This is a genomic window from Pseudobythopirellula maris, from assembly GCF_007859945.1.
GTDB lineage: Bacteria > Planctomycetota > Planctomycetia > Pirellulales > Lacipirellulaceae > Pseudobythopirellula > Pseudobythopirellula maris.
In genome coordinates, this window is the sequence record NZ_SJPQ01000003.1 from 632,356 (window position 1) to 654,964 (window position 22,609).

20 protein-coding genes and 1 tRNA gene are annotated in these 22,609 nt (G+C 65.3%); 5 read left to right on the forward strand and 16 right to left on the reverse strand.

Annotation, left to right across the window (positions count from 1 at the left end; translation table 11 throughout):
* Window positions 1-168 precede the first annotated feature (168 nt).
* Window positions 169-597 (reverse strand): transposase, encoded by a 429-nt coding sequence (locus tag Mal64_RS15285; RefSeq protein WP_197525804.1) that lies wholly within the window; start codon window positions 595-597, stop codon window positions 169-171.
* A gap of 614 nt (window positions 598-1,211) precedes the next feature.
* On the opposite strand from Mal64_RS15285, the gene Mal64_RS15290 reads away from it, so the two are divergent.
* Together Mal64_RS15290 and Mal64_RS15295 are read left to right on the forward strand one after the other, a co-directional pair.
* Complete coding sequence (locus Mal64_RS15290) at window positions 1,212-2,636, forward strand: ammonium transporter (RefSeq protein ID WP_391570434.1); 1,425 nt, start codon at window positions 1,212-1,214, stop codon at window positions 2,634-2,636.
* A 578-nt stretch (window positions 2,637-3,214) separates the two neighbouring features.
* On the forward strand, window positions 3,215-3,562 hold the full coding sequence (locus Mal64_RS15295; RefSeq protein WP_146401793.1) for a P-II family nitrogen regulator: 348 nt from the start codon (window positions 3,215-3,217) through the stop codon (window positions 3,560-3,562).
* Window positions 3,563-3,660: 98 nt separating this feature from the next.
* On the opposite strand, the gene Mal64_RS15300 is transcribed toward Mal64_RS15295, so the two are convergent.
* Window positions 3,661-3,732: transfer RNA gene (locus tag Mal64_RS15300), tRNA-Gln, on the reverse strand.
* A 269-nt stretch (window positions 3,733-4,001) separates the two neighbouring features.
* Between Mal64_RS15300 and Mal64_RS15305 the strand changes: the two genes are divergently transcribed.
* Window positions 4,002-5,759 carry a SpoIIE family protein phosphatase gene (locus tag Mal64_RS15305; protein WP_146401795.1) on the forward strand — a complete coding sequence of 586 codons (1,758 nt, stop codon included), beginning with the start codon at window positions 4,002-4,004 and terminating at the stop codon, window positions 5,757-5,759.
* Between the two features lie 21 nt (window positions 5,760-5,780).
* Here the strand turns inward: Mal64_RS15305 and Mal64_RS15310 are convergent, their stop codons facing one another.
* The 12 genes from Mal64_RS15310 to Mal64_RS15365 form a co-directional block, all read right to left on the reverse strand.
* Entirely contained in the window at window positions 5,781-6,104 is a 324-nt protein-coding gene (locus tag Mal64_RS15310; protein ID WP_146401797.1) for a hypothetical protein, read from the reverse strand.
* Window positions 6,105-6,142: 38 nt separating this feature from the next.
* Window positions 6,143-7,108 (reverse strand): hypothetical protein, encoded by a 966-nt coding sequence (locus Mal64_RS15315; RefSeq protein ID WP_146401799.1) that lies wholly within the window; start codon window positions 7,106-7,108, stop codon window positions 6,143-6,145.
* The gene (gene leuD, locus Mal64_RS15320; protein ID WP_146401801.1) at window positions 7,092-7,688 is read right to left on the reverse strand and encodes a 3-isopropylmalate dehydratase small subunit; all 597 of its coding nucleotides are present in this window, start codon (window positions 7,686-7,688) and stop codon (window positions 7,092-7,094) included. Before leuD ends, Mal64_RS15315 begins: the two co-directional genes overlap by 17 nt.
* A 55-nt stretch (window positions 7,689-7,743) precedes the next feature.
* Window positions 7,744-8,226, reverse strand: a complete 483-nt coding sequence (locus Mal64_RS15325; RefSeq protein WP_146401803.1) for a DUF4262 domain-containing protein — start codon at window positions 8,224-8,226, stop codon at window positions 7,744-7,746.
* Window positions 8,227-8,230: 4 nt separating this feature from the next.
* Window positions 8,231-9,637, reverse strand: a complete 1,407-nt coding sequence (leuC, locus tag Mal64_RS15330) for a 3-isopropylmalate dehydratase large subunit (protein ID WP_146401805.1) — start codon at window positions 9,635-9,637, stop codon at window positions 8,231-8,233.
* Between the two features lie 260 nt (window positions 9,638-9,897).
* A complete protein-coding gene (locus Mal64_RS15335) occupies window positions 9,898-11,616 on the reverse strand; it encodes a serine/threonine-protein kinase (protein ID WP_146401807.1) in 1,719 nt (572 codons plus the stop codon).
* A gap of 250 nt (window positions 11,617-11,866) precedes the next feature.
* The gene (locus Mal64_RS15340; protein WP_146401809.1) at window positions 11,867-12,424 is read right to left on the reverse strand and encodes a hypothetical protein; all 558 of its coding nucleotides are present in this window, start codon (window positions 12,422-12,424) and stop codon (window positions 11,867-11,869) included.
* A gap of 277 nt (window positions 12,425-12,701) precedes the next feature.
* The gene (locus tag Mal64_RS15345) at window positions 12,702-13,292 is read right to left on the reverse strand and encodes a carboxypeptidase-like regulatory domain-containing protein (protein WP_146401811.1); all 591 of its coding nucleotides are present in this window, start codon (window positions 13,290-13,292) and stop codon (window positions 12,702-12,704) included.
* A 178-nt stretch (window positions 13,293-13,470) separates the two neighbouring features.
* Window positions 13,471-13,995: a carboxypeptidase-like regulatory domain-containing protein gene (locus Mal64_RS15350; protein WP_197525805.1), complete on the reverse strand. Its 525-nt coding sequence runs from the start codon at window positions 13,993-13,995 to the stop codon at window positions 13,471-13,473.
* A gap of 403 nt (window positions 13,996-14,398) precedes the next feature.
* Entirely contained in the window at window positions 14,399-15,229 is an 831-nt protein-coding gene (locus Mal64_RS15355; protein WP_146401815.1) for a hypothetical protein, read from the reverse strand.
* Window positions 15,226-16,035: a tyrosine-protein phosphatase gene (locus Mal64_RS15360; RefSeq protein WP_146401817.1), complete on the reverse strand. Its 810-nt coding sequence runs from the start codon at window positions 16,033-16,035 to the stop codon at window positions 15,226-15,228. Before Mal64_RS15360 ends, Mal64_RS15355 begins: the two co-directional genes overlap by 4 nt.
* A gap of 212 nt (window positions 16,036-16,247) precedes the next feature.
* Window positions 16,248-17,357: a M24 family metallopeptidase gene (locus Mal64_RS15365; protein ID WP_146401819.1), complete on the reverse strand. Its 1,110-nt coding sequence runs from the start codon at window positions 17,355-17,357 to the stop codon at window positions 16,248-16,250.
* 500 nt (window positions 17,358-17,857) lie between these two features.
* On the opposite strand from Mal64_RS15365, the gene Mal64_RS15370 reads away from it, so the two are divergent.
* The gene (locus tag Mal64_RS15370) at window positions 17,858-18,184 is read left to right on the forward strand and encodes a carbon storage regulator (RefSeq protein ID WP_146401821.1); all 327 of its coding nucleotides are present in this window, start codon (window positions 17,858-17,860) and stop codon (window positions 18,182-18,184) included.
* A gap of 219 nt (window positions 18,185-18,403) precedes the next feature.
* Complete coding sequence (locus Mal64_RS15375; protein WP_146401823.1) at window positions 18,404-20,665, forward strand: esterase/lipase family protein; 2,262 nt, start codon at window positions 18,404-18,406, stop codon at window positions 20,663-20,665.
* 105 nt (window positions 20,666-20,770) lie between these two features.
* On the opposite strand, the gene Mal64_RS20320 is transcribed toward Mal64_RS15375, so the two are convergent.
* On the reverse strand, window positions 20,771-21,145 hold the full coding sequence (locus Mal64_RS20320) for a carbon storage regulator (RefSeq protein ID WP_146401825.1): 375 nt from the start codon (window positions 21,143-21,145) through the stop codon (window positions 20,771-20,773).
* Between the two features lie 436 nt (window positions 21,146-21,581).
* Entirely contained in the window at window positions 21,582-22,226 is a 645-nt protein-coding gene (locus Mal64_RS15385; protein WP_231993783.1) for a UvrB/UvrC motif-containing protein, read from the reverse strand.
* Window positions 22,227-22,609 lie beyond the last annotated feature (383 nt).

The following is a 22,609-nucleotide window of genomic DNA, read 5'->3' on the forward strand; positions in this document are numbered from 1 at the left end:
AACTACTGAGCGACCGCGTAAGAGTTTAAGCGATACGACCAGCCGCCGGCTCCCCCTTGGGGGGCCGGCGGCTTTTTTTGTGCGCGCCGCGGGGGCGAGCCGGCGGCGTAAGCCGCCGGTGGTTTAGCGCCGGTGGAGACTCCGACGCGCCGGAAACCCACCGCCGGCTCACGCCGGCGGCTCGCTGGGGTGGGGCCAGGTTAGCAGCGCGGTTTTCTGTTTGTGGAGGACGTAGTGGATCGCGGCGTGCAACGCGCGTTCGTTGCGCAAGACTCGCTTCGAGCCTCGCGCGGTCCACCAAGTACCGCTGGGCGGACGCGGATTGGCCCGATTCAAAGCTCGGCTGCCGTAGGACTTAAAGTCGCCCAGCATGTCGCCAGGATCGCATTCGCTCGCGGCGGCAACAACCAAGTGGATGTGGTCCGGCATCACCGCCGCGGCGCGCAATTCCCATCCACGATAGCGGGCTGTCTCTCGAAACTGCGGGATCAAGGCTTCCGCATTCCCCTTCGTGAACCGGACCGGGGGCCCTTTCAATTTCGCCACGGAGGCGTGCCACAATCCGGGCAACGGCGGCTCGTAGGTCTCACCGGGCAAGTTGTGCTCGACTCTGATAGACCCCGATTGGGAGTCGTACGGTCTTCTTTCTCGTACCGAGGCGACGCTGCCCCGCTCGTCGCCAGGCAGCCAAGAGCCATAAGTCGTGCTGGTGAGCAGCCAGTGGGCCATCCCCGCAGGCTAATCAGAACGCGCAACCAAAGCCAATCGCGAGCCGCCGGCGTTAGCCGGCGGTGGTTCTGCGCTGGCGGAGACTCCGACACGTCGGAAAACCACCGCCGGCTCACGCCGGCGGCTCGTCTTGGCTCGGCACAGCTTATGCCCAACGGGCGTGCCTCGCCTGCCTGCTGAGCGTGCATCTGCTGTGTCGGCGCGCCTCACAAGCAGAACTTCTTGTGGAATACACCCTTTGAAAACAAGGGTTTTGGCTCAGGAATGAACTTTTCTGAGTGCGGTGGGCCACTCTTGGCACACTGCTTGCTTAATTGCCGAATCGCTAGCACCGCGTTTCCCTCCGGGTCGCTTCGGCCCACGACGCATTGAGTCTAGCAGGCGGCAGGCCCTCGGCTGCGGAGGTGGCTTCGGAGACGGAGCTGAGAGGCCTTTTACGATCCTTCTGCACGTTCACTTATTGATGAGAGGAAGACTTGTCCATGACTGATGATTTCATGCGGCGAGGCCTAGCGATGCTGTTGCTCGCCGGCTTGTTCGCCACGATGTTGCCAACACGTGCCTACGCGCAAGACGCCGAGACCGAGGCTCCCGTCGCGGAAGAGGCGGCTGAGACCGAAACGGCTCCGGTTGAAGAAGCCGAAGAAGCGGCCGCCGAAGAGGAAGCCCCGGCGGAAGACCTGGGCGTCGGTTACGCCCTCGACAACGCGGTTCTGTTCTTCTGCGCCGTGCTGGTGTTCCTCATGCAAGCCGGCTTCGCGATGGTCGAGGCAGGTTTCAACGCGTCGAAGAACGCGGTGAACATCCTGTTCAAGAACTCGATGGACATCTGCGTTGGTGTGCTGCTGTTCTTCCTCATCGGCTTCGGGCTCATGTACCCGGACCTCTACGAGGGCGGCAGCGGCAACGGCTGGTTCGGATTCGGCGGTGTTGGCCTCGATGGATACGCCAAGGCCTCGGACCGCGTCTTCGCCCCCGAGTGTGATTGGTTGTTCCAAGCCGTGTTCGCCGCCACCGCGGCGACGATCGTGTCGGGCGCCGTGGCCGGCCGCATGAAGGTCGGCGGTTACTTGATCTACAGCGCTGTGCTCACCGGCCTGATCTACCCGATCAGCGGCTACTGGAAGTGGGGCGGTGGCTGGGCGGATGCTTGGGGCTTCCAAGACTTCGCCGGCTCGGCTGTGGTCCACGGCCTGGGCGGCTTTGCCGGTCTGGCTGGCGCCATTATCCTCGGGCCGCGATTGGGTCGCTACGTCGACGGCAAGTCGATGCCGATGCCCGGCCACAACCTGCCGCTCGCCGCTCTGGGCGTGTTTATCCTGTGGTTCGGCTGGTACGGGTTCAACCCCGGCAGCCAACTGGCGTTCCAAGGCACCGGCGACATCGATATGACGATGCACTGTGCGATCACCACGACCCTCTCGGCTGGCGCCGGCGGCATCGTCGCCACGCTGCTGAGCTGGATCATGTTCGGCAAGCCCGACCTCTCGATGGGCCTGAACGGCATCCTCGGTGGCTTGGTTGGCATCACCGCCTGCTGCGATTGCATGAGCACCTGGCAGGCGATCCTCGTGGGCGCCGTCTCCGGCGTGCTCGTGATCGTTGGCGTGATGATCCTCGACAAGCTGAAGATCGACGACCCGGTTGGCGCCTGGCCGGTCCACGGCCTGTGCGGCCTGTGGGGTTGTATCGCCATCGGCATCCTGCCCAACGGTTACCTCGAAGCTGGCGACACGAACCTTGTTGTCCAAACGGTTTCGGCCGTCGCGATCTGTGCCTGGGCGTTCTTCACGATGCTCCTGCTGTTCTCCGTGCTGAAGGCCTTCGGATTGCTCCGGGTCTCGGTCGAAGAGGAGCAGCAGGGCCTCGACGTGAGCGAGCACGGCATGTCGGCTTACACCCACTGAGGGTGACCAGGAGTTGAAGCGAAAGCCCTTCACGCGGACGGACCCGCTCGGAAGGCGAGACGACTACAGATCCCTATTCGGCCCGGGCGGGTTATCCGCCTGGCTCGTCCGGGTCGAGGGATCGTTTTTAAGAGACGCTCGCTACCAAGCGGCACAGAGTCACAAGATAGACGCCGTGACGGGCTCAACCCCGACGCGTCTTCACCGAACACAAGTCCCCGCGGCCTGGCCGAGTTTACCGCCTGGCTCGACTTGGCCGCGGGGCATTTTTATTTCTTCGACCGCGCCACGCGGCCCACTGGAGCGACCATCACCCCCCCGCTTACACGCCCCCCATGTCCAGAAGGACGCCCCATATGGCTTGGGTGGGTCCTCCGCCTGATCCGCCCAAGCCGGGGTGTCTTTTGGGAGTGAGGTGAGAGGCGGGAGGTCAGAGATCCGAGAAGCAACGAACGGGCCCCGTCTTCAACGGGGACCCGTTCTTTTTTTGATCGTATCGATAAGAATGAGAGACTCGAAAAACGTGAGCCGGCCCCCGCGGCACCCGAACTCTGGCCTCCGAACTCTCATCTCTCTCTATGAAATTCATCATCGCGATCGTCCAGCCCAACAAGCTCGAGGACGTCAAGGCGGCGCTCTCCGAGGTCGAGGTCGTGCGGCTGACGATCATGGACGTGCAAGGCTTCGGGCGCCAGAAGGGCCAGACCGAGCTCTACCGCGGGCACGAGATCTCCGTGAACCTGCTGCGCAAGGTGCAGCTGCAGATCGCGGTGAATGACGAGTTCGTCGAGCCCACGATCAGCGCCATCGTCAAAGGGGGCCGCACCGGACAGAAAGGCGAGCTGGGCGACGGCAAGATCTTCGTGCTGCCGATGGACGATTGTGTGCGAATCCGCACCGGCGAACGAGGCAGCGAGGCGATCTGAGAGAGACGCCCCTTCGCTCCGAGCGAGCGATGGACGCGTCCCCTGACGAGGCGACGAGGCTTAGTCGGGGGCCGTGCTACCGATAAAGAAGAAAGAAGCTGGGGATCAGGGACTTGAACCCCGACTAACGGAATCAGAATCCGTCGTGCTACCGATTACACCAATCCCCAATCGCAAAGCCGCCAAGAGCGGGCCGCCAACAGCGGGTAGGTCGCTAGGGGCGAGACCCGGCTGCTTGCGGAAGACCCGTTAAGTTACGTCGTAATCGGTCGCAAATCAAGGCCCGGATCGACTGGCGGCAGCGCCGCTTGGCTTCCGCAATTCGACGGCATGCCGTAAGATTCTCGCTGTTCAACCGCCTCGCCCTGCAACCGGGCGCGGCGTTCTTTTTCCCCCTGGCGACGCCCCCCACAAGGGGGCGACTATCCCGGCCCAAGCGATGGCATCCCTGCGAGTTTTGACTGGCGCCGAGCCGAATCGGCGGTACACGATCGACGCCGAGCAAAGCGTGATCGGGCGCAGCTCCGAGTGCGAGGTGGCGCTCGACGTGGCGGCCGTGAGCCGGCGCCACGCCACGATCCTGCATCAGGAGGGTCGCTTTTTCGCCGAGGACCTGGGGAGCCGCAACGGCACGTTCGTCAACGGCCAGAAGATCATCGGCCGCACGCCGCTGCGCAGCGGCGACAAGTTGCTGGTCTGCGACCAGGAGTTCGTGTTTGAGGACGAGGCCACCCCCGCCGGAGCGGCGAGCACCGAGCCGAGCAGCGGCGCCGATGACAACCTGAGACGCAACCCCCAAGAGAGCAGCCTGTACGGCGCCGGGACCGTGCCGAAGGAGCCCGCGTCGAGCCTCGTGCAGATGGTCGCCGAGGACGACCTGGGCGAGAAGTCGAACGTGATGGCGACGCTCGATCTGACGGGCCGCGACAGCTGGTCGATGTCGGCAAGGCCCGAAGTCAAGCTCGCCGCATTGGTGGAGATCTCCAACGCGCTGATGGGCGTGCTCTCGATCGACGACGTGCTGCCCAAGCTGCTCGACAGCCTGTTCACGATCTTCGTGCAAGCCGACCGCGGCTTCGTGATCATGCGCCCCGAGCCCGAGGCGCCGCTCGTGCCGGTCGCTTCCAAGAGCCGCCGCGCCGACGTCGAGGAGAGGATGCGCATCAGCCGCACCATCGTCGAGGAGGCGGTGAGCGGCAAGCGCGCGTTCCTGTCGGCCGACGCGGCGAGCGACGAGCGGTTCGGCATGGCGCAGAGCATCGCCGATTTCAAGATCCGCTCGATGATGTGCGCCCCGATGATCGGCTCGGAGGGCGAGGTGCTGGGCGTGATCCAGATCGACACGCTGAACCAGAACCACCGCTTCAGCGACGACGACCTGGAGGTGCTGGCCGCCGTGGCGAGCCAGGCGGCCGTGGCCGTGGACAACGCCCAGATGCACGACCGCATCGTCGAGCAGCGGGGGCTAGAGCGCGACCTGGAACTGGCCCACCAGATGCAGCGGGCGCTGCTCCCCGACGGGCCGCCCGAGGCGCCCGGCTACGGGTTCTTCGACTACTACGACTCGGCCCGCCAGGTGGGGGGCGACTACTACGACTACGTGCCTCTGCCCGACGGCCGGTTCGCCGTGGTGCTGGGCGACGTGGCGGGCAAGGGCGTGGCGGCGGCCATCATCATGGCCAAGCTCTCGAGCGACGTCCGCTTCGCGCTCGCCACGGAGAACGACCTGGCCACGGCCGTGATGCGCGTGAACGACTCGTTTTGCGCCCAGGGGCTCGAGGACCGGTTCGTCACGATGGTCTTCGCCGTGGTCGACCCCGCGGACCACAGCATGACGATCGTCAACGCCGGTCACATGGGCCCGATGTTGCGGCGCGCGAGCGGCGAAGTCGAGACCATCGCCGAGGAGGTCTCCGGCCTGCCGATCGGCATCATGGAGGGCTACGAGTTCGAGCAGGAACGCTTCGAGCTGGCCGCGTGCGACTCGGTCACGCTGTTCACCGACGGCTTCAGCGAGGCGATGAACGAGGCGCGCGACCTGTACGGCATGGAGCGGCTCGCCGCTCAGGTGGGCGCCGGTTGCGGCGGCGTGGCCGACCTGGGCGACCACGTGCTCACCGACGTGCGTAAGTTCGTCGCCGGCTTCGCCCAGAGCGACGACATGTGCCTGGTCTGCTTCGGCCGCGACGCCGAGTAAGCCTCACGCAAAGGCGCGGAGCTATTCGCCAGCCGCCCCGAGCGAGGCGAGGAACTCGCTCATCTCGCCGGCGGCGTGGCTGTCGCCTTGACTGCGGGCCTCTTCGATCCCTTCGCGCAGCGCCTTGCGGGCCTCGTTCACGCGCTCGAGCCGCACCAGCTGCTGCGCCGCCATGAAGAAGGCCGGCACGTAGGGCGGGTCGTCCGACTGCAACTCGGCGAGGCCGGCGAGGCTCGCCTCGTGATTGGCTTCTTTGTCGAGCTCCATCGCCAGGCTGTAGCGCAGGAACACGTCGCTGGGCTCGTCGGCGAGCATCGCCTCGATTTTCTCGCGTCGGGTCGGCATCGGGTCCTCGTGAGGGCTTTCGGTGGTCTGCTTACAGCTTACAGCGAGTCGTCCAGACGCAGCAGCGCCCCGCGGCCCTCGTGAACGGCGACGAGGTAGAGCGCCCCATCAGCGCCAAAAGCCATCGCCGTTGCGTTCTCGACCGCCGCGACAGGCGTCGCCCGGCAAGCCGCGTGGCCCGTGGCGCCGAGCGCAGCGTCGAGGCGGTAAACGCCATCGCCGCCTGGCTGCTGGGGGTCGCTGACTAACGCGTACAGAAGCCTGTCGACGGGGCGGGGCAGGGCGCCGTAGGCGATCGCCACAGCGCCTTTCAGCCCGATCGGCATCGTCGTGCGCGGCTCGGCTGCGGGCTGGGCCGGATCGTAGAACGCGATCGTGTCTTCGCTCTCGCCTTGTTGGAGCACCGCTAGGTAGCCGTCGGGACTGATCGCGATTTGACGGGGATGCTCCGATTCTCCGAACGGGCCGAGCGGCGAGACGCCCACCCCGCTGTGCGACGCCCTCAGCAGCCCGCCCTCGCCCACGGCGAAGACGTGGCGGCCATTAGCGGCGAGGGCGGCGACTGGCGTGGCGCCGGCGGGGCCGTCGGCCGATTTGGTTGGCTGGGCGACGTAAACCAAGCCCCCATCGCCGGAAGGCCGCATCCGCAACGCAAGCAGCACGCCTGGCGTTGCCGAGGCGGAGATTAGCGTCTGCTTGGTCAAGAACGCCAAGGGAGCCATCGGCGCGACGTCGGCCGAATCTTCGCGTGGCGCCACTGACGCGATTATCGCTTCACCGTGCTCCACCACAACGCGGATCAACTCGGCCGGCTCAGACGATGCGAGGTACAGCTCGAAGTGGTCCGGCTTGCCGTCGGGCCTGACGACGAGCGCGGCGGGCGACGGCAGTCCTTCGAGGAGCGTCTCAACGCTCTGGGCGACGGCGGGCGGCGCTGCGAGGCCGAGAAGCAGCAAGGCCGCCGCCAGCCCCAAGGCCCCCATGGTTCTAGGCGCCCACGCCATGCTGCGCCTCGTAGGCCGATATCTTGTCCTCGTGCTCCAGCGTCAGGCTGATGTGGTCGAGGCCTTTGAGCAAACAGTGGCGGCGGAACTCGTCGACCTCGATCGGCGTTTCGAAGCCGTGCGCGTCGGTGAGCACCTGCTTCTCCAGGTCGGCGGTGAGCTCGTAGCCGGGGTGCTTCGCGGCGCGTTGGAACAGCTCCTCAACCAATTCCTCGCTCAGCATGATCGGCAGCATGCCGTTCTTGAAGCAGTTGTTGTAGAAGATGTCGGCGAAGCTGGGGGCCACGATCACCCGGAAGCCGTAGTCCTCGAGCGCCCACGGGGCGTGCTCGCGGCTCGAGCCGCTGCCGAAGTTGCGGCGGGCGAGCAGCACGCTGGCGCCGGCGGCCTCGGGCTTGTTGAGCTCGAATTCGGGGTCGTCCGAGCCGTCCGGCTTCTTGCGCCAGTCCCAGAACAAGAACTCGCCGAAGCCCGTACGCTCGATCCGCTTGAGGAACTGCTTGGGGATGATTTGGTCGGTGTCGACGTTGGCCCGGTCCATGGCGGCGACCAAGCCGGTGTGTACGGTGAAGGGGGTCATGGGAAAAAGATTTCGATTAGAGATTTGACGGCGAACAAGAACCGATGAAGGCGCATCACATGTCGTCCATCCATCGAAACTCATCGCATTCGGATAGTGTTAGTGGAATATCAAGCCGGGGCTGCAATTCAAAGGCTTGCTCGTTGCACCCTGCATCGAATGGGAAAATCCCGTTCTCGTCGGGCCAAAACAATTGTACGGCTGAAAGTTCAACGGAGTTACGCCTGCAGAACCCCATAGCGTAGCCTAGGTAGAGCTCGTATTTGGACTCGTGTACGGCACGAATCCCTACCGCACTTGCGAACACATCATCCTGATAAATTCCAGGCTGGTCGAAACGGAGTCCAGACCGCAAGCCATCTACGAAATCCGAGAGGAGACGGGAAGCAGTTTCTGGAGAAAGTCCAAAGACGATTGCCTCGGGGTGCTGAAACGTCTTCGACAAACCTGCGGTATAAACGAACGGCGGTTCGCCATCGAAAATGCTCAGGGCAGTCCAGCCCTTTGCATCGACATCTTTTTGAACTATTTCGTCCAACGCCTTAGGTCACTTCCCGCACGTCGACGAAGTGCCCCGCCACCGCCGCAGCGGCGGCCATCGAGGGGCTCACCAAGTGCGTGCGTCCGCCGCGGCCCTGGCGGCCTTCGAAGTTGCGGTTGGAGGTCGACGCGCAGCGTTGTCCCGGGTCGAGCTTGTCGGGGTTCATCGCCAGGCACATGCTGCAGCCCGCCTCGCGCCAGTCGAAGCCCGCCTCCTTGAAGATCGTGTCGAGGCCCTCCTCTTCGGCTTGCTTCTTCACCAATCCGCTGCCGGGCACGACCATCGCGTCGACACCCGCCGCCACCTTCTTGCCCTTGGCGAATTGGGCCGCGAGGCGCAGGTCTTCGATGCGGCCGTTCGTGCAGCTGCCGATGAACACGCGGTCGATTTTGAGATCCGTGATCGGCTGGCCCGCCTCGATGCCCATGTACTCCAACGCCTGGGCCGTGGTCTTTTGGTCGGTCGGATCGGTGAAGTCGGCCGGGTTGGGCACCCGCGAGTTGACGCTCGCCACTTGCCCGGGGTTCGTTCCCCAGCTGACCTGCGGGGCGATGTCGGCCGCAGCGAACACGAGCGACTTGTCGTAGCTGGCGCCCTCGTCGGTCGGCAGCTCACGCCAACGAGCGACGGCCTCGTCCCACGCGGCGCCCTTGGGGGCGTGGTCGCGGCCCTTGATGTACTCGAACGTCGTGTCGTCCGGGGCGATCATGCCGGCGCGGGCGCCCCCCTCGATCGACATGTTGCACACGGTCATGCGGTTCTCCATCGAGAGCGAGCGGACCGCCTCGCCGGTGTACTCGATGCAGTAGCCGTTGCCGCCGCTGGTCGTGATCTGGCCGATCAGGTAAAGCACCATGTCCTTGGCCGTGACGCCGGGACCGAGCTCGCCGTCGACACGCAGTTCCAGGGTCTTCGGCTTCGACTGCAACAGTGTTTGCGTGGCGAGCACGTGCTCCACCTCGCTGGTGCCGATGCCGAACGCCAACGCGCCGAAGGCGCCGTGGGTGCTCGTGTGGCTGTCGCCGCAGACGATCGTCATGCCGGGCTGGGTGTAGCCCATCTCCGGCCCGATCACGTGCACGATCCCCTGGTTCAGGTCGTGGATGTCGTAGTGCTTGATGCCGAACTCGGAGCAGTTGGTGCGCAGCTTGTCGATCTGCGTCTTGGAGATCGGGTCGAGGATCGGCAGCGAGCGGTCGCTGGTCGGCACGTTGTGGTCGGCCGTGGCGATCGTGCGTTCGGGGCGGCGCACCGGGCGGCCGGCGAGCCGAAGCCCCTCGAACGCCTGGGCGCTGGTGACCTCGTGCACGAGCTGCAGGTCGATGTAAAGGATGGTCTGACGACCCTCCTCGGCGTGGACAACGTGCTGGTCCCAGATCTTTTCGAAGAGTGTGCGCGGGGAGGGCATATTTGGCGTGAGAGCGTGTGGTGGATTGAACGAAACAGCGTGTGCTGAAACGGAGCGGGCGGCCCCAGCCGCCAACGGGAGTCGGCGGTTGTCGCTTTTTGCGGGCAGCCGCCAATAGCAACAACCAACAGGCCGCAACGCCCCATCCGGTCAGCGGGCCAAGGGTTCGTGTCCTCGGCTGGGGGGCAAGACAGATAGTTTAGAGCGCCGGTTCGCCGCGGGGTAGCGGCTGAGAGGCCCCACTTCTGGGCATATCGGCCTTAAACGGCCGCCGCCTCGAGGATTGCGGCCGCTTTGGCCTTCCGTTCGGGGCAGCCGTGCTGGGCCCACCAGTCGGCGGCGTGCTCACTGGACCACTCGTCGGCCAGTTCCAGGTCGAGCAGCGCCTGCCGCAGCGATTCGACCTCCTGGTACCGCAGCTCGGGGTCTTTCTCCAGGCAGCGGAGCACGATCTCCTCCAATTCGATCGGCAGATCGGGATTGATCGACCGCGGCGAGGGGGCTTCCTCGGTGGCGTGGGCGATGATGACCCGCACCGACTTCTGGTGATCGAACGGCGGCCGGCCCGTGAGCAAGTAAAACAGCACGCAGCCGAGCGAGTAGATGTCGCTGCGGGCGTCGGCCTCACGCTCGCCGGCGGCCTGCTCCGGCGACATGAACAACGGCGATCCGGTGATCGAGCCTTCTTGGGTCAGCTCCGCATCGGCCGATGCGGTCACCGGCTTGGCCAAACCAAAGTCGAGCAGCTTCGCCACGTCGAACTCGCCGCCGCGGTACGCGCAAAACAGGTTGGCCGGCTTGATGTCGCGGTGCACCAGCCCGATGCCGTGCGCCTCGCGGAGCGCCTTGCAGACTTGGTCCATCAGGTAGACCACCCTCGCGGGCGGCATCGGGCCGTAATCGCCGATCAGCTCGCCGATGTTGTGGCCCGGCAGGTACTCCATGACGTAATAAAACACGCCCTCCTCGGTGCTGCCGTAGTCGTAGATGTCGATCGAGTTCCAGTGCGAGAGCTTGGCGGTGGAGCGGACCTCGCGCTCGAAGCGGGCCATCGTGCGCGGGTCGCCGGCCTTCTCGGGCCTGATCACCTTGATCGCGCAGGGGCGCTTCATCATCTGGTGCTCGGCCAGATAGACCTCGCCCATGCCGCCCGACCCCAGCAGCTCCTTGAGCCGGTACTGGCCGAGTTGTTTCGCCTCGAACACCTGACGGCGCAGCGAGTTGATTGTGTAGACCCCCACCGTGGCGATCAGCACGTTCACGCCGGTGATCAGCACTTGCTCGGAGAGGTAGTTCGTGTACTCGTCGCGGAGCATGCAGGCCTGGAAACCGGGGCAGAGACGGTGCTGGAAGAAGATCACGAGCAACGGCAGGGCGCCCATCGCGCCGATCACCGCCAACGCCCGCCGCCAGTTGTTCGGGATGAACAACGCGTAGGTGAACATGAGCATCATCCAGGGGGCGAGGATCACCGGCAGGTGGGCGCCCTCTGGCAGGTTGGCCGCGAGCTGCAGCTTCTGCTGGCTGAGGATGACGAAGTAGAACGCCGGGTCGCCGAACACCAGCAGCTCGGCCACACGCAGCTTGCCGAGCGACAGGGGGGCTTTCGACGCCAGCGTCGCCGCCACGGCGCCGAGCACCGCCGTGACACAGAGGTGCGTCACGGCGATCCAGGTCGGCGCGTCGTTGAACGCCAGCAACCGCAGCTCGAACACCGCGAAAGCGATGAAGAACAGCGACGAGGCGATCAGCAGCCGCCGGCGGAGCAGGCCCTGGGTCTCGCCCGAGAGGTGCGGCGAAGCGCCGTCCACCAGACGCACCAGGCCGCGGGCGGCCGCTCGGAACGCGCCCGAGCTGTGGCTATCGAGCTTCGGGTCAGAAAACGCCGCACCACGCAGCGAAGAACGCTCCCGAGCGGGTGACTCGATGGTTTCGGCCAGGTCGAACTGGCCGTCGCTCGATGAATCGTGAGCCAACATGGCGGTGGGAGGCCGGGTGGGAGTAAGGCGCCGTGGGCGATGACTGCATCGCCGCGTGCGAGTGTGTACCGGGGCCTCTATTCTTGTCCCATACGACGGGATTGACCATCCGGTTTACTCCTAAATCTGCTGCGACGCCGCCGTGGGTGCGGCGCCGCACAACACATCGGGGGTGGCGCCCCCTCAGATCCGCCACGAGGCCCCGCAGAAGCCTCTGGCAAAGGGGCGGGGGACATGCTTCATGCCGTGTTCAGGCCGCCAGACGACGCGAGGGGGCGTAAGCGGCCGCCAGCTCGCTGATTTGCTCGAGCGGTGTGTCGTCCCACTGGTCCGCGTCTCCCTCGGCGTTGGCCGGCTCACGCAAAACAATGGTGCCGGGGTGGCACATCCGTGGCAGAAAGAACCAAGCCGACGAGAGCAGTTCGTCGCTGGCGTGACGCGAAAGCAGAATCAAATCGCTGTCCTGCAGCGAATTGGACAGTGCTGCGAGCCCCGCCGTCGGGCCGCCAGGGGTCAGCCTTACCGAGGCGCCCGTGTCGCGCAGCTGGCGGTGGGCGTCGATCAGCCGCAAACGCTCTAGCGACGTGTCACGTTCGTCGAACCAGTCGAAACCGGCGTACGTGATCTCGCCCTCGGCGGCGATCGAGGCGGCGAACTCCAGCAGCTTGGCCGATCGCTCCAGCGAACCGACACCGACCTCGACAAACCGACGCACGCTGCGTTGCTTGATCAGGCGAAACAGTTGCCGCTCGGCGGGCGCCTTCGAGAAATAGGCTAGCCGGGCGTAGCGCAAAACTCCCCAGCCCATCACACGTCTCCCCGCCTAGATCACGAATGCCTAGGGACGACGCCCCAGTGCGAGCCGTCAGGTGCGGGGGTCCGATCGCCCCCACCAGGCTCTCGTGAAGGAATCGGCAACGCAGCGATCGACAATCGAGACCAATCGGTCCGATGGCGAGGTCGTCGGCCGGCGCCGCCGGCGCGGCGACCGGTGAGGCGAGCGGCGGAAGATATGTCGACCGTAACGGCTCACCCGCCACGATCGGCAGCTTGGCACAGCGTGCCATGGGTCCTCGGATCTGGGTTCAGCTCGAGGGATCGTCGTCTTGGTTGACGTTATGGATGATCACCGGAGCCGCGATGCCGAGGCCGAGCACCGTGGCCGCCACGCCCGGCTTGGCCATCATCTGCTTGCTCTTGCGGACCATCGGATTGGCATGGAAAGGGGCGGCGTGCTGCCCACGCACCACCAGCGGCGCCTCGACCAAAGCGAGTTGCTTCTCCACGCTCGGCGGAGCCGCATCGGCGGTCCATACATGGCACGTGCGGCTGGCGTAGCTCGACTCGACCACGCACACGCCCTTGGCGCCGCGAAAGGCGAACTGGCCGTTGCGGTTCGTGCGGGCCAGGGCCGTCTCGCCGTTGGCGGCGGTGAGTCGGACCTCGGCGCCGCCAATCGGTTTCCCTTCGGCCGCCACCAGGCGCCCACGGAACAAGCCGTCGCTGGTCATCGCCACGTGGGCCGGCTTGGCGGGCTTGGCGGACATGGCGTCGGCCGCAGACGACTCGACGCTCGCGGAGAGCGGCCTGGGCGCGGTGGGCGGCTCTTGGCCCTGAGCCGCTGGCGCCAGGCCGGCTATCAACAATACAGCAGCAATCGTTTTCGCGGATTTCATGCGAGATCCCTCTCTGGGTCGGCTGGTGGGGCACGCGTCGCGGCGGGAGCGGGTCGCGTGGCTGGTTCGCGGCGGGAGGGTAGCAGCGCGGTCAGCGCATGAAAAGAGCATCCCCGCGGCCCGGTTTCGGACCGCGGGGATGCTTGAGTTCCCGTCGTATTATCCCAGCAGCTGCGACTCAGCTCGCCGAGTCGTCGTCGTCGGCCAGGGCGAGCGGCACGGCGATAGCCGTGGCGATACCTGCGGCGACCAGCATCGGGTGCTGACGCATGAAGTCCATCGCGCCACCGCCACCGAAGCCAAACTGGCCGTTGACCACGTCGGCGCCGGTGACCATGAGGGCCGACTTGTTGGCCGCCGGAGGGGCGGTTTGCGGCTCCCAGAGGCGGTAAGCCACGCGGCCTTCGCCCGCGACCACTTCCACCAGACCGCCACGCAGCCCCTTGGCCGCGTAGACGCCCTCTTCGTTCGTCTTGACGCTCACGACCTCAACACCGCCCTGACGGATCGAGACATCGGCCTTGGTGAGCGGGGCGCCCTGGGCGTCGACCACCTGACCGACCAATAAGCCACCCTCTTGCAGGGCGATATCGAGGGCCGGATTGGCGACCTCGACCGGTGCTGCAAACGTGCCGGCCGGGAATAGCATCCCAACACAAGCGAGCGCGGCAGCCGCATGTTGCACGAAGCGAATGCGTTTCATGTCTTCCATTCCTTTTAGTTGAAAAGCGTTTCTTCCTTGATCGGCCTGCCCCCCAGCAAGGCGAACGCCGCCCATGGCCTCTCATCGAATCCGCCGCCCACGCGTGCTAGCACGCGTGCGCCGGTAAATAGCTTCAGACTATCGCTAGTCATCGTCGCCCGCCGCATCGTGCTTAAGGCAATCGACGCCGGAAATATAAAAAAACTCCGTCCGCTGCAAGCTCATCATCCGACTTGCCTCTAACTCGACCATCGCCAGCAGATTGAATCACCCAGAGACACCGTACTACGGTAACTCCGCACGGCCCATGAGTGAGTGGATCGCCCCGCTCACCCTAAGGGCCCTCGCTGCCGCTCGTTGTCACGGCCTAACCCTCAAACAACTCCCACTTAAATAAGCGCACTCAACCGGCCGAAGCCACCCTGGCGTTCCACCCCTTGAAGTGATCGATGAACTGACGCTCGACATCTGGCATGGCCTCGGCGAGCCGTTCGGAAATCTTGCCCGGGCTCGCCATCTTGCGCACCGCCGAGAGGTAGTCCCACAACACCCGAGAAGCCGGCTCGGGGCCGTGCAACATGAAATGCGTCCAGGCCCACGCGTAGCGGTAGTCGCTCGAGCTGAGCTCAGCGACGCTGTGCTTGCTCTCCAACTCCGAAACGGTCTTAAACCGACGCAGCCTCACCCCCCATCGCACCGGGACAAGGTGCGGGTGATGAAACGCCCGCTCCTCGGGAGGCGCCTCGAAGTACTCGGCGATGCCCTCGTCGAGCCACAGCGGCACCATCGGCAGGTCGGCGTGCAGCAAGGCGTGCGTGCACTCGTGACGCAAGTCGATCTCAAACTCGGGCTGCCGGTAGACGAACACCACCGACCGGCCGCCCTGGTTGACGTAGAGCCCACGCCGATAAGGCGCGGTCGGATAACGCCGCTCGAGGTAGCCGCGATGCTGAGCCGCGTTACGGAACAAGAGCACTTCGATGGGGCCCTTGCAGGGCCTCAAGGCAAAGACGCGTCGCAACTCTTTTTCGAGCCCCGCCAGATCGTCGAGCGCGGCTGCAACGCCCTGCAGCGGAAACTCAGAACGGCACAGGAACGGCCCCACGGCCCGCTGATCGACCCAAGCCGGCGGCTCGTAAGCCCCGGCCACGCCGCACAGCGAGCCCGCGGCGACCGCCGCACCGGCCGCTAGGAATCGCCTCCGCGATAGATGCTCCGTCAGCTCGCGTCTCAAGCCGATCGCCCCCAAGCCATCCAAGAGGAACGCTTGGGAGGCTGCACCTTGGTCGGCCCCGCCGGGACCGGGCGACCTTCGGCCACCGCCAGCGGGAACTCGCGGCACCAAAGCACGGCGGCGCCCTCACCGGCTAGTTCGGTCGCCCGGGCGAACGCGCCGCGCATCATCGGTCGGCGCGATTTGGGGCTGTGGGCGTCGGTCGCCAGGAAGTGGACCATACCTCGCTTGACCATCCGTTCGGCCATCGCCTGGCTCGCTTGGCCGAAGCCGCCAATCAGGCTCGCCGCTGTCACCTGCATCAGGCAGCCGCGCTCGACGAGTTCCTCGATGATCGCCGGTTGATGCAGCAAGCCGCGGTTGCGTTCGGGGTGCGACAGCACGCCGGTCATCCCCAGTCGCTCGAGCGAATCGAGCACCGGCTCGAGGGGGAAATAGAGTTCGTGGGGCAACTCGAGCAGCACGTGCTTGCGGTGGTCGCCGAGCGACACCACCTCGCCGCTGGCGAGCTTGTCGATCATGCCGTCTTCGATCCGCACATCGGCGCCCGGCAACACCTGCAGCGGGATGCGGTTCGTGTCGAGCGTTTCCTGCAACGCCGCGACGCGGCGGCGGATGTCGTCGCCCTTGTTCTCGGCGTACCCGCCGAGTTGGTGCGGCGTGCAGATAATGGTTTTGATCCCCTCGTCGACGGCGAGCTGGGCCATCGCCAGCGAGTCTTCGACGTCGGCGGCGCCGTCGTCGATGCCGGGGGTCAGGTGGCTGTGGATGTCGACAAAACCGGTAAGCTGGGTATCGGCGGACACTTCAGAGCACTCCGAGTCGCGGGCGGGAGACCGGTCCTGAGCGGACCGAATCGCGGCGGAGTTTAGAGGCAAGCCCGTGTGGGTCAAGACCGACACGCCGCTGCCACACAAGACAGCGGCAAAGGCGCCTGTGTTCGGCCTTTGCGGTCGGCGACCTCAGCGAGCCGACCGCGCAGCTTCCTCACAAGGACGCCAGAGACTCCCCAGCGGCCTTACTTCAGACCGAGCGGCCAGTCCGTGAGCAGCTCGACCCCGGTCTCGGTCACCACGTAGTTCTGCTCGAGCCGGATGCCGTGCTTCAGGTCCTCGTGGTACAGGCCGGGCTCGGCAGTGAAGTAGTCGCCTGGCTCGAAGGTGTCGTCCCAGTTGGGATTGAGGTGCGGCCCCTCGTGCGGCGCCAAACCCACGCCGTGCCCCAAATGATGATTGAACAACCAAGGCTCGGCGGGCGCCAGCATCTGCTTGGACTCGTCGAACACCTCGCGACAGCTCACCCCCGGCTTGACCCGCTGCTCGATCATCGGAAAAACCGCTGCGATTTCATCCCACGCCTGCTGCTGCTCGTCCGTGGGCTCGGAGACCGCGATCGTGCGGGCGTTGTCGGTATGGTAGCCACGAAGGCCGACCCCCAGATCGAGTATCCACAACTCGCCCGCCTGGGCCTTGCGATTGCGAGGGGCGCCCCCGCGGGCATTCGCCCGGAAGTCTTGGCCAAAGTAAGTGAGCGTCTCGCCCAGTTCGGCCACCGCCACGCGGTGCAGCTCGCTGTAGAGGTCGAGCTCGCTGAGACCCGGCTCGATGATCTCGCGGGCCCGCTCGTACATCGCCCGGTTCGCCTCGTTCGCCCGCGCCATCAGCGCCAGCTCGTAGGCGTCTTTCTTTCGCCGCAGGCGGAACATCAAGGCGTCGATATCGAGCCATTCGCCACTCCCCACCGAGGAGAGCTTCATCGGCGCCGAGGTGAATTCACAGCCGATCTTCTCTGGCGCGCCAACAAAATGGCTGAACAGCGCGTCGAGACTCGCCTGCACCTGCTCGTTAGCGTCGCACATGGTTGACAGACGCTTCTCCTCGTAGCCAACCACTTGGTCGGCGGCGGCGGGTGTGTCGACCTTGCGACCCGGCAGCACGAGCGTCACACGACCGTCGAGATCGATCGATGCGGTGGGACTGAAGAGCGGCCCGACCCTTGCGCCGGTGAGCCACTGAACCGACTCCATGCGGGTAAGCACGCACAGATCACAAGAGAGGCGTTGCATCTCGGCCACGAGTCGCTGCTGGCGATCGCGGCAAGCCTGGAGGTCGATTTCAATGTCAGCCATGACTTTATTCTTGCTTTCGTTAGGTGGATCCCATCAGGCCGCACCAGCTTTCCGCACCGCAGTGGCCGTCAGCTCGCACATGCCTCGGATCGTAGCGCACCGAGCAGCCGACCGGCAACCCGCGAGCCGGCGCCACAGTTCTAAAAGCTAAATTGCGGCGGACTTCGCCACAGGACGCCGCACGAGCTCTCCTCACGCTGTCAGCACACGATTCAGCCCAAGCGGCAAAGGGCAGGGGACGCCGGGTGTCCCAATCTCGGACTGGCGTCTCGCAATGAGACGCCAAATCCGAGCGTCAGGGAACGCCCCACAAACCAGACAAGAAAGAATGCTTTTCTTCGTTGTCTCAAACAACTACCAGCAAACAACTTGCGCGCAATCGATCGGCCGATCACATCCACTGGCACGCGGGATGCGTAAAGAGAATGCCGTCGCATCACGCGAAAGCAGCTCCCATCGCTGGAGCCACGCTGTCCGTAAGGAAATTGGAGGACCGAAACATGTTAGTGCTGAGCCGCAAAGCGGGTGAAAAAATCAATATTGGCGAAGACATCACCGTTGAGGTGCGTCGCGTCGCCGGCAATCGGGTCACGATCGCGCTGAGCGCGCCGCGTGACGTGCGGATCTTGAGAGGCGAACTCAGTGAGGCGGCGACCGAATTCGAGGTCGACTTGCCCGTCCAGGCCGCCCCCTCGACTGCCCCGCCGAACGAGGTCGGCGACGATCGCCCTAGCTCGCGCCCGCTGGCGGCATTCAGCGGGCCCCGCTTGAGCGTTCCCGTGGACATGGCGGGCTCGGTCGACCTGACCACCGGCGCCGGCATCTGACTCGCGTCCCACTGCGAGACGCCCAGCCTGGCCCCTCGAGGGGAGGGGGGAAGGCCGGTGGGGAAAGGCCCACCGGCCGCATGGCCGCAGAGCTATCAGCTTGCGGATCCGCGTTGACGAGAGTCCGCAGATTCGCCTAATCTGCCGGCCGTTGAACCTACAGATCGGCCTGCTGCGCGCGGGCCGAACGCCGTCGATGGACCGACCTGGCGAAACCCTTTGCATTCTACCCGGCACGGAAAGCCCGCCTCGACTCGCGTGCTGCTGGCGGCTTTGCTGCTCGCGGCGCCGCTGGTGGGCTGCGCGTCGCAAGAGCAGTGGATCCGCCCCCGCTCCAATTCTTCGCACTACGTCGCGATCGACCCAGGCCGTTTCTTTGGCCATCACGACACCCTTGCCCCGGCGACCCTCGCGCTGCTTGAACGCAAGGGCTTGGCCGGTGAGTTGAGTGGCGATCGGTTTACTCTCATTCACCGCCTCGAGGCCGCAGCGGCCGACGAGCCGCTCCAAGACCGTGAGCGAGCGCTGAGCGACCTGGCCTACGTGAGCGCCCGGAACGCGTCGCACCTCGAGAGCGGCCAGTCGCTCTACAGCGAGGCTTTGTTGCACGCCCACCGCTGCGTGAAAGACGCCTCGAAGTCGCTTAAGGGGGGGCAGACCACCCTTGAGTTCCGCGAGGCCACGGCGATCTACAACAGGGCGATGCGCGCCTGGCTAGCCGGCCTGAGCGGCGAGGATGGCCTGCCGGCCGGCGCTCGCGGACCGGTCCCTTTGCCGGGGCGCGACTGCCTCTACGAGACCGTCCTGATGGCCCAAGGCTGGGGCCCTAGCGATCTCGACCGCTACGAGTTCGCCGGCGACTACGAGATCGACGGCCTCAAGAACCATTACAGCTCCGAGGGTCTCGGGGCGCCGTTGATCGCGATCCGCGCCCCGCAGGACGAGAGCCTGCCGAGCGAACGCTTCTATCCCAAGAAGCTTTGCTTCCCACTCACCGCCTACGTGCGGGTCGTCGAGCCCGGCGACACCACGACCCTGACGCAGGTCGCCCACCAGGAGCCGCAGGGCGACCTGGCCTATCCCGATCCACTCACCACGCAGCATGGGCAGGTTCGGTATGTCGTCGAGCTACGCGATCCGACCGAGGCGGCCCTGGCGCCGATCGGCGGCAAGGTGGCGCCGCTGGCGACCGACCTGAGCACGCCGCTCGCTTACTTCCTCTCGCAACCCGAGTTCCGCGAGCGTGAGATCTCGACCATCGGGCTGCTGAACCCCGGCAGCGTGGAGAAGCTGCAGGGGGTGTACCTGCTCGAACGTTTTGACCCCGATAAAATCCCCGTCGTGCTCGTCCATGGCTTGTGGTCGAGCCCGGTGACGTGGATGGAGATGTACAACGACCTGCGGAGCGACCCACGGATCCGCGACCGGTTCCAGTTCTGGTTCTACCTCTACCCGACTGGCAAGCCGTTCTGGATCACGGCCCAGCAGATGCGCGAGGACCTTACCGGCCTGCGGCGGTCGTTCGACCCGAGCCACGCGGCCCCGGCGCTCGACCAGATGGTGCTAGTAGGCCACAGCATGGGGGGCCTCGTCTCGCGGCTGCAAACGGTCGACAGCGGCGACAGATTCTGGCGGCTCATCAGCGACCGCAACTTTGAGGAGCTCGTCGCCGACGAGCCAACGAAGTCGCAGTTGAACGATCAATATTTCTTCCGCCCCAACCCCTCGGTGCGGCGGGTGGTGACGATCGGCACCCCGCATCGCGGCAGCGAGTACTCGAACGGCTTCACCCGCTGGCTAGGCAACAAGCTGATCGCGGCGCCGATGAACCTCATGGCGCGGCGGCGCGAGTTGTTCCGCGACAACCCGGGCTTCTTCAACACAAAGATGGCGGCGCGGCACATGACGAGCATTGACTCGCTCTCGCCCAACTCGCCGGTGCTCCCCGCCTTGCTAGACGCCACCCCAGCGCCGTGGGTCAGCTACCACAACATCATCGGACGCCTGGAGCACGAGGGCGTTAGCAAGCTCTACAGCGAGCCGGGCGACGGCGTGGTTTCGCTCGACAGCGCGCGGCTCGATGGCCTGCCGCACCTCGAATCGCAAATCTACGTGCCGGCCGAGCACGTGGCGATCCACCGTCACGACAACAGCATCGCCGAGGTCCGCCGGATCTTGCTGGCCCACTCCCACGCGCTGCAAACGCTTCCTTATGGAGCAACGTCCGCGGCCGCCAAGTTGGACCAGCCGCACCCGATGGCGCCACCAACCCCGGGGCAGGGGGTGCGGCTCACCTCGGTCGCCGTGCCTGAGAGCGTTGCGTATGAAACCGCCGGGCCCCAAACCAACACGCCTAAGACCATCACGGGTGGCGTCAAGCAAGCCGGCGCTGCGGCCTACAGCAGCAGCGCCTCCGCAGGCGTTCCGTCGCCGGGCGGGGCAGGGCAGGCGTTGTTCGGGGCGCCGCCGTCGGTCCGCTGACCGCTGGCGTGAGGGCTTCGCCTCAATGGCCAAGAGCAACGTGTTTGAAAAGCGTTCTTGGAGTCCGCCGCCTCTTAAGGTTGCGTGACTCGATAGCCGTGCGTCTCAGGACGCCATCGCGCTGCGGCGGTCGAGCATCGATCGCAGCGGTCCCGATTCGCCGAGCACCTCGGGGAGTATCGTCGCGACGCGCGACCTCGAAACGCGGCTGAACTGCACCTCGGACTCGGCGGTCTCGGCCGCGTCGTGGTCGCCCTCGGTCTCCTCGAGCTCGATCGACAAGGCCTGCGGCTCTTTGCCCGCGCCGGCTTGCGTGTCGTCGTTGTCTCGACCCGCTACTAACTCGCCTCGCAAGACCGAAACGCCTCGCGGCGCCTCGATACCCAGCCGCACGGTCTTGCCCTTGGTCCGGAGGATCGTGATGGTCACGTCCTCGCCAATTTGAATCGATTCCTGCTGCTTCCGTGTGAGCACCAACATTTTATCACTCCATTGGTTGGCGGTTTTGGCGCCGGCGGGGGGAGACGCCTCTCCCTTCAAGCCGCCGGCATGCCGTGGAACCCTTCCGCGGCGTGTCTGTTGTCGACGGCCACTTTGCCGTGCTCGGCCTGCTGTCTCCTGACAGCCCGACCGGCGTGGCCTTGTCGACGCTTATGCATTACGCACGACGCGCGCCAAAGTTTGTGCCGAGAGCCAGAAATCACCCAACACGCATGAAAGAAAGGGGCGCCAATCGGGATTGACGCGAAACAGCAGGTTCGCTCCGTGCACGTTTTGCAAGGTCTTGAAGTGTTGGGGAGTCGAGCCGGGCGAAGAAAATATCTCGGGCCAGCTGCGACAGCAGACGCCGCGACTGCAAGGCAGCGATCCAACTAGGAACTTAAGAAGACAACGCCGAAGAGAATGCGTTGCTAGCTCAGCCGATCGTACGCTGGCCGTCGGCGATACGGTCACGCAGCTCGGCGGCCAGTTCGTACTGTTCGCTCGCAACCGCCTCGGCGAGTTGCTCATCGAGCGAAGGCTGGGAGTCGAACTGCGTGGCTAGGGCGCTCTTCATGTCCTTGAGCTTGACGATCAGTTCGTCCTGGTCGAACTCATCGGCGAGACCTTGGTGGCGGAACACCTCGCGCAGGTCGTGGAGCCCCCGGTCGATCGACACGACCGCGGCGCGGGGGTTGCGCTCGCTCACCCCCGCCAAGGCGCCTGCCTGAGTGCGGTGGAACAGCACCAGCGGACGGTACTGTTCGTGCAACTCGGCCCAGTGCTCGTCGGGGGCGTGGGCTGTGCTGAAGCTCATCAGCGCCAGCGTGTGATCGGCGTCGAGGATCGCTTGCCGGTACTCACGCAACGACAACCAAGCCACACGGCGGTGGTAGAACTGAACGAACTCGCGATCGATCTCGACGCAGCGTTCGGCGGTGAGCAAGAAGTCCTCGCCCTCCTCAAAGGCCGAGGCGATGAGGTAGTCGTAGTAGGTGTCGAATCCCTCGGGACGGACGCCATCGGGCCGGCCCACGAGCTCCATCTGCAGAAGGCCCATGTCGACACGCAACTGGAGCACGTCGCGACCCGTCTCTCGAGCGGTGGTTGCGATGCTGACTTTCCGCGCCGATACCTCACCAAACTCGAAGGGCCACTCCTTCAAATGGCGATCGATGTCTAGTCGCCGCTTCCCCATGAGTGCTTTGGCCTTTCTGCGAAACGCATGACGGGCGGCTCGGTCGCCGCGCCATTTCTCCGCAGGCATTCTACTCAGAGGCGAAACCGAGGGGAGCCTTTTTCGACGACGAGAGGCCGCAAAATTCGCAGAAAGCCGCCGCCCACACGCTCGGCGTCAAAAGCGCCCCCAACCAGGGGACGCCGCAACGAGCCAAGCGACTGCACCCTACACGCCGCGGCTGCCCTCCACGCCAGCCGCCCCTATGCTGCCGCCCTAGATACTGC

What these genes read in the sequence shown, in the direction of transcription:
- Mal64_RS15290 (WP_391570434.1), top strand. Translation starts at nt 1,212, where the DNA reads ATGACTGATGATTTCATGCGGCGAGGCCTAGCGATGCTGTTGCTCGCC.
- Mal64_RS15295 (WP_146401793.1), top strand. Translation starts at nt 3,215, where the DNA reads ATGAAATTCATCATCGCGATCGTCCAGCCCAACAAGCTCGAGGACGTC.
- Mal64_RS15305 (WP_146401795.1), top strand. Translation starts at nt 4,002, where the DNA reads ATGGCATCCCTGCGAGTTTTGACTGGCGCCGAGCCGAATCGGCGGTAC.
- Mal64_RS15310 (WP_146401797.1), bottom strand. Translation starts at nt 6,104, where the DNA reads ATGCCGACCCGACGCGAGAAAATCGAGGCGATGCTCGCCGACGAGCCC.
- Mal64_RS15315 (WP_146401799.1), bottom strand. Translation starts at nt 7,108, where the DNA reads ATGGCGTGGGCGCCTAGAACCATGGGGGCCTTGGGGCTGGCGGCGGCC.
- leuD (WP_146401801.1), bottom strand. Translation starts at nt 7,688, where the DNA reads ATGACCCCCTTCACCGTACACACCGGCTTGGTCGCCGCCATGGACCGG.
- leuC (WP_146401805.1), bottom strand. Translation starts at nt 9,637, where the DNA reads ATGCCCTCCCCGCGCACACTCTTCGAAAAGATCTGGGACCAGCACGTT.
- Mal64_RS15335 (WP_146401807.1), bottom strand. Translation starts at nt 11,616, where the DNA reads ATGTTGGCTCACGATTCATCGAGCGACGGCCAGTTCGACCTGGCCGAA.
- Mal64_RS15340 (WP_146401809.1), bottom strand. Translation starts at nt 12,424, where the DNA reads ATGGGCTGGGGAGTTTTGCGCTACGCCCGGCTAGCCTATTTCTCGAAG.
- Mal64_RS15345 (WP_146401811.1), bottom strand. Translation starts at nt 13,292, where the DNA reads ATGAAATCCGCGAAAACGATTGCTGCTGTATTGTTGATAGCCGGCCTG.
- Mal64_RS15350 (WP_197525805.1), bottom strand. Translation starts at nt 13,995, where the DNA reads ATGAAACGCATTCGCTTCGTGCAACATGCGGCTGCCGCGCTCGCTTGT.
- Mal64_RS15365 (WP_146401819.1), bottom strand. Translation starts at nt 17,357, where the DNA reads ATGGCTGACATTGAAATCGACCTCCAGGCTTGCCGCGATCGCCAGCAG.
- Mal64_RS15370 (WP_146401821.1), top strand. Translation starts at nt 17,858, where the DNA reads ATGTTAGTGCTGAGCCGCAAAGCGGGTGAAAAAATCAATATTGGCGAA.
- Mal64_RS20320 (WP_146401825.1), bottom strand. Translation starts at nt 21,145, where the DNA reads ATGTTGGTGCTCACACGGAAGCAGCAGGAATCGATTCAAATTGGCGAG.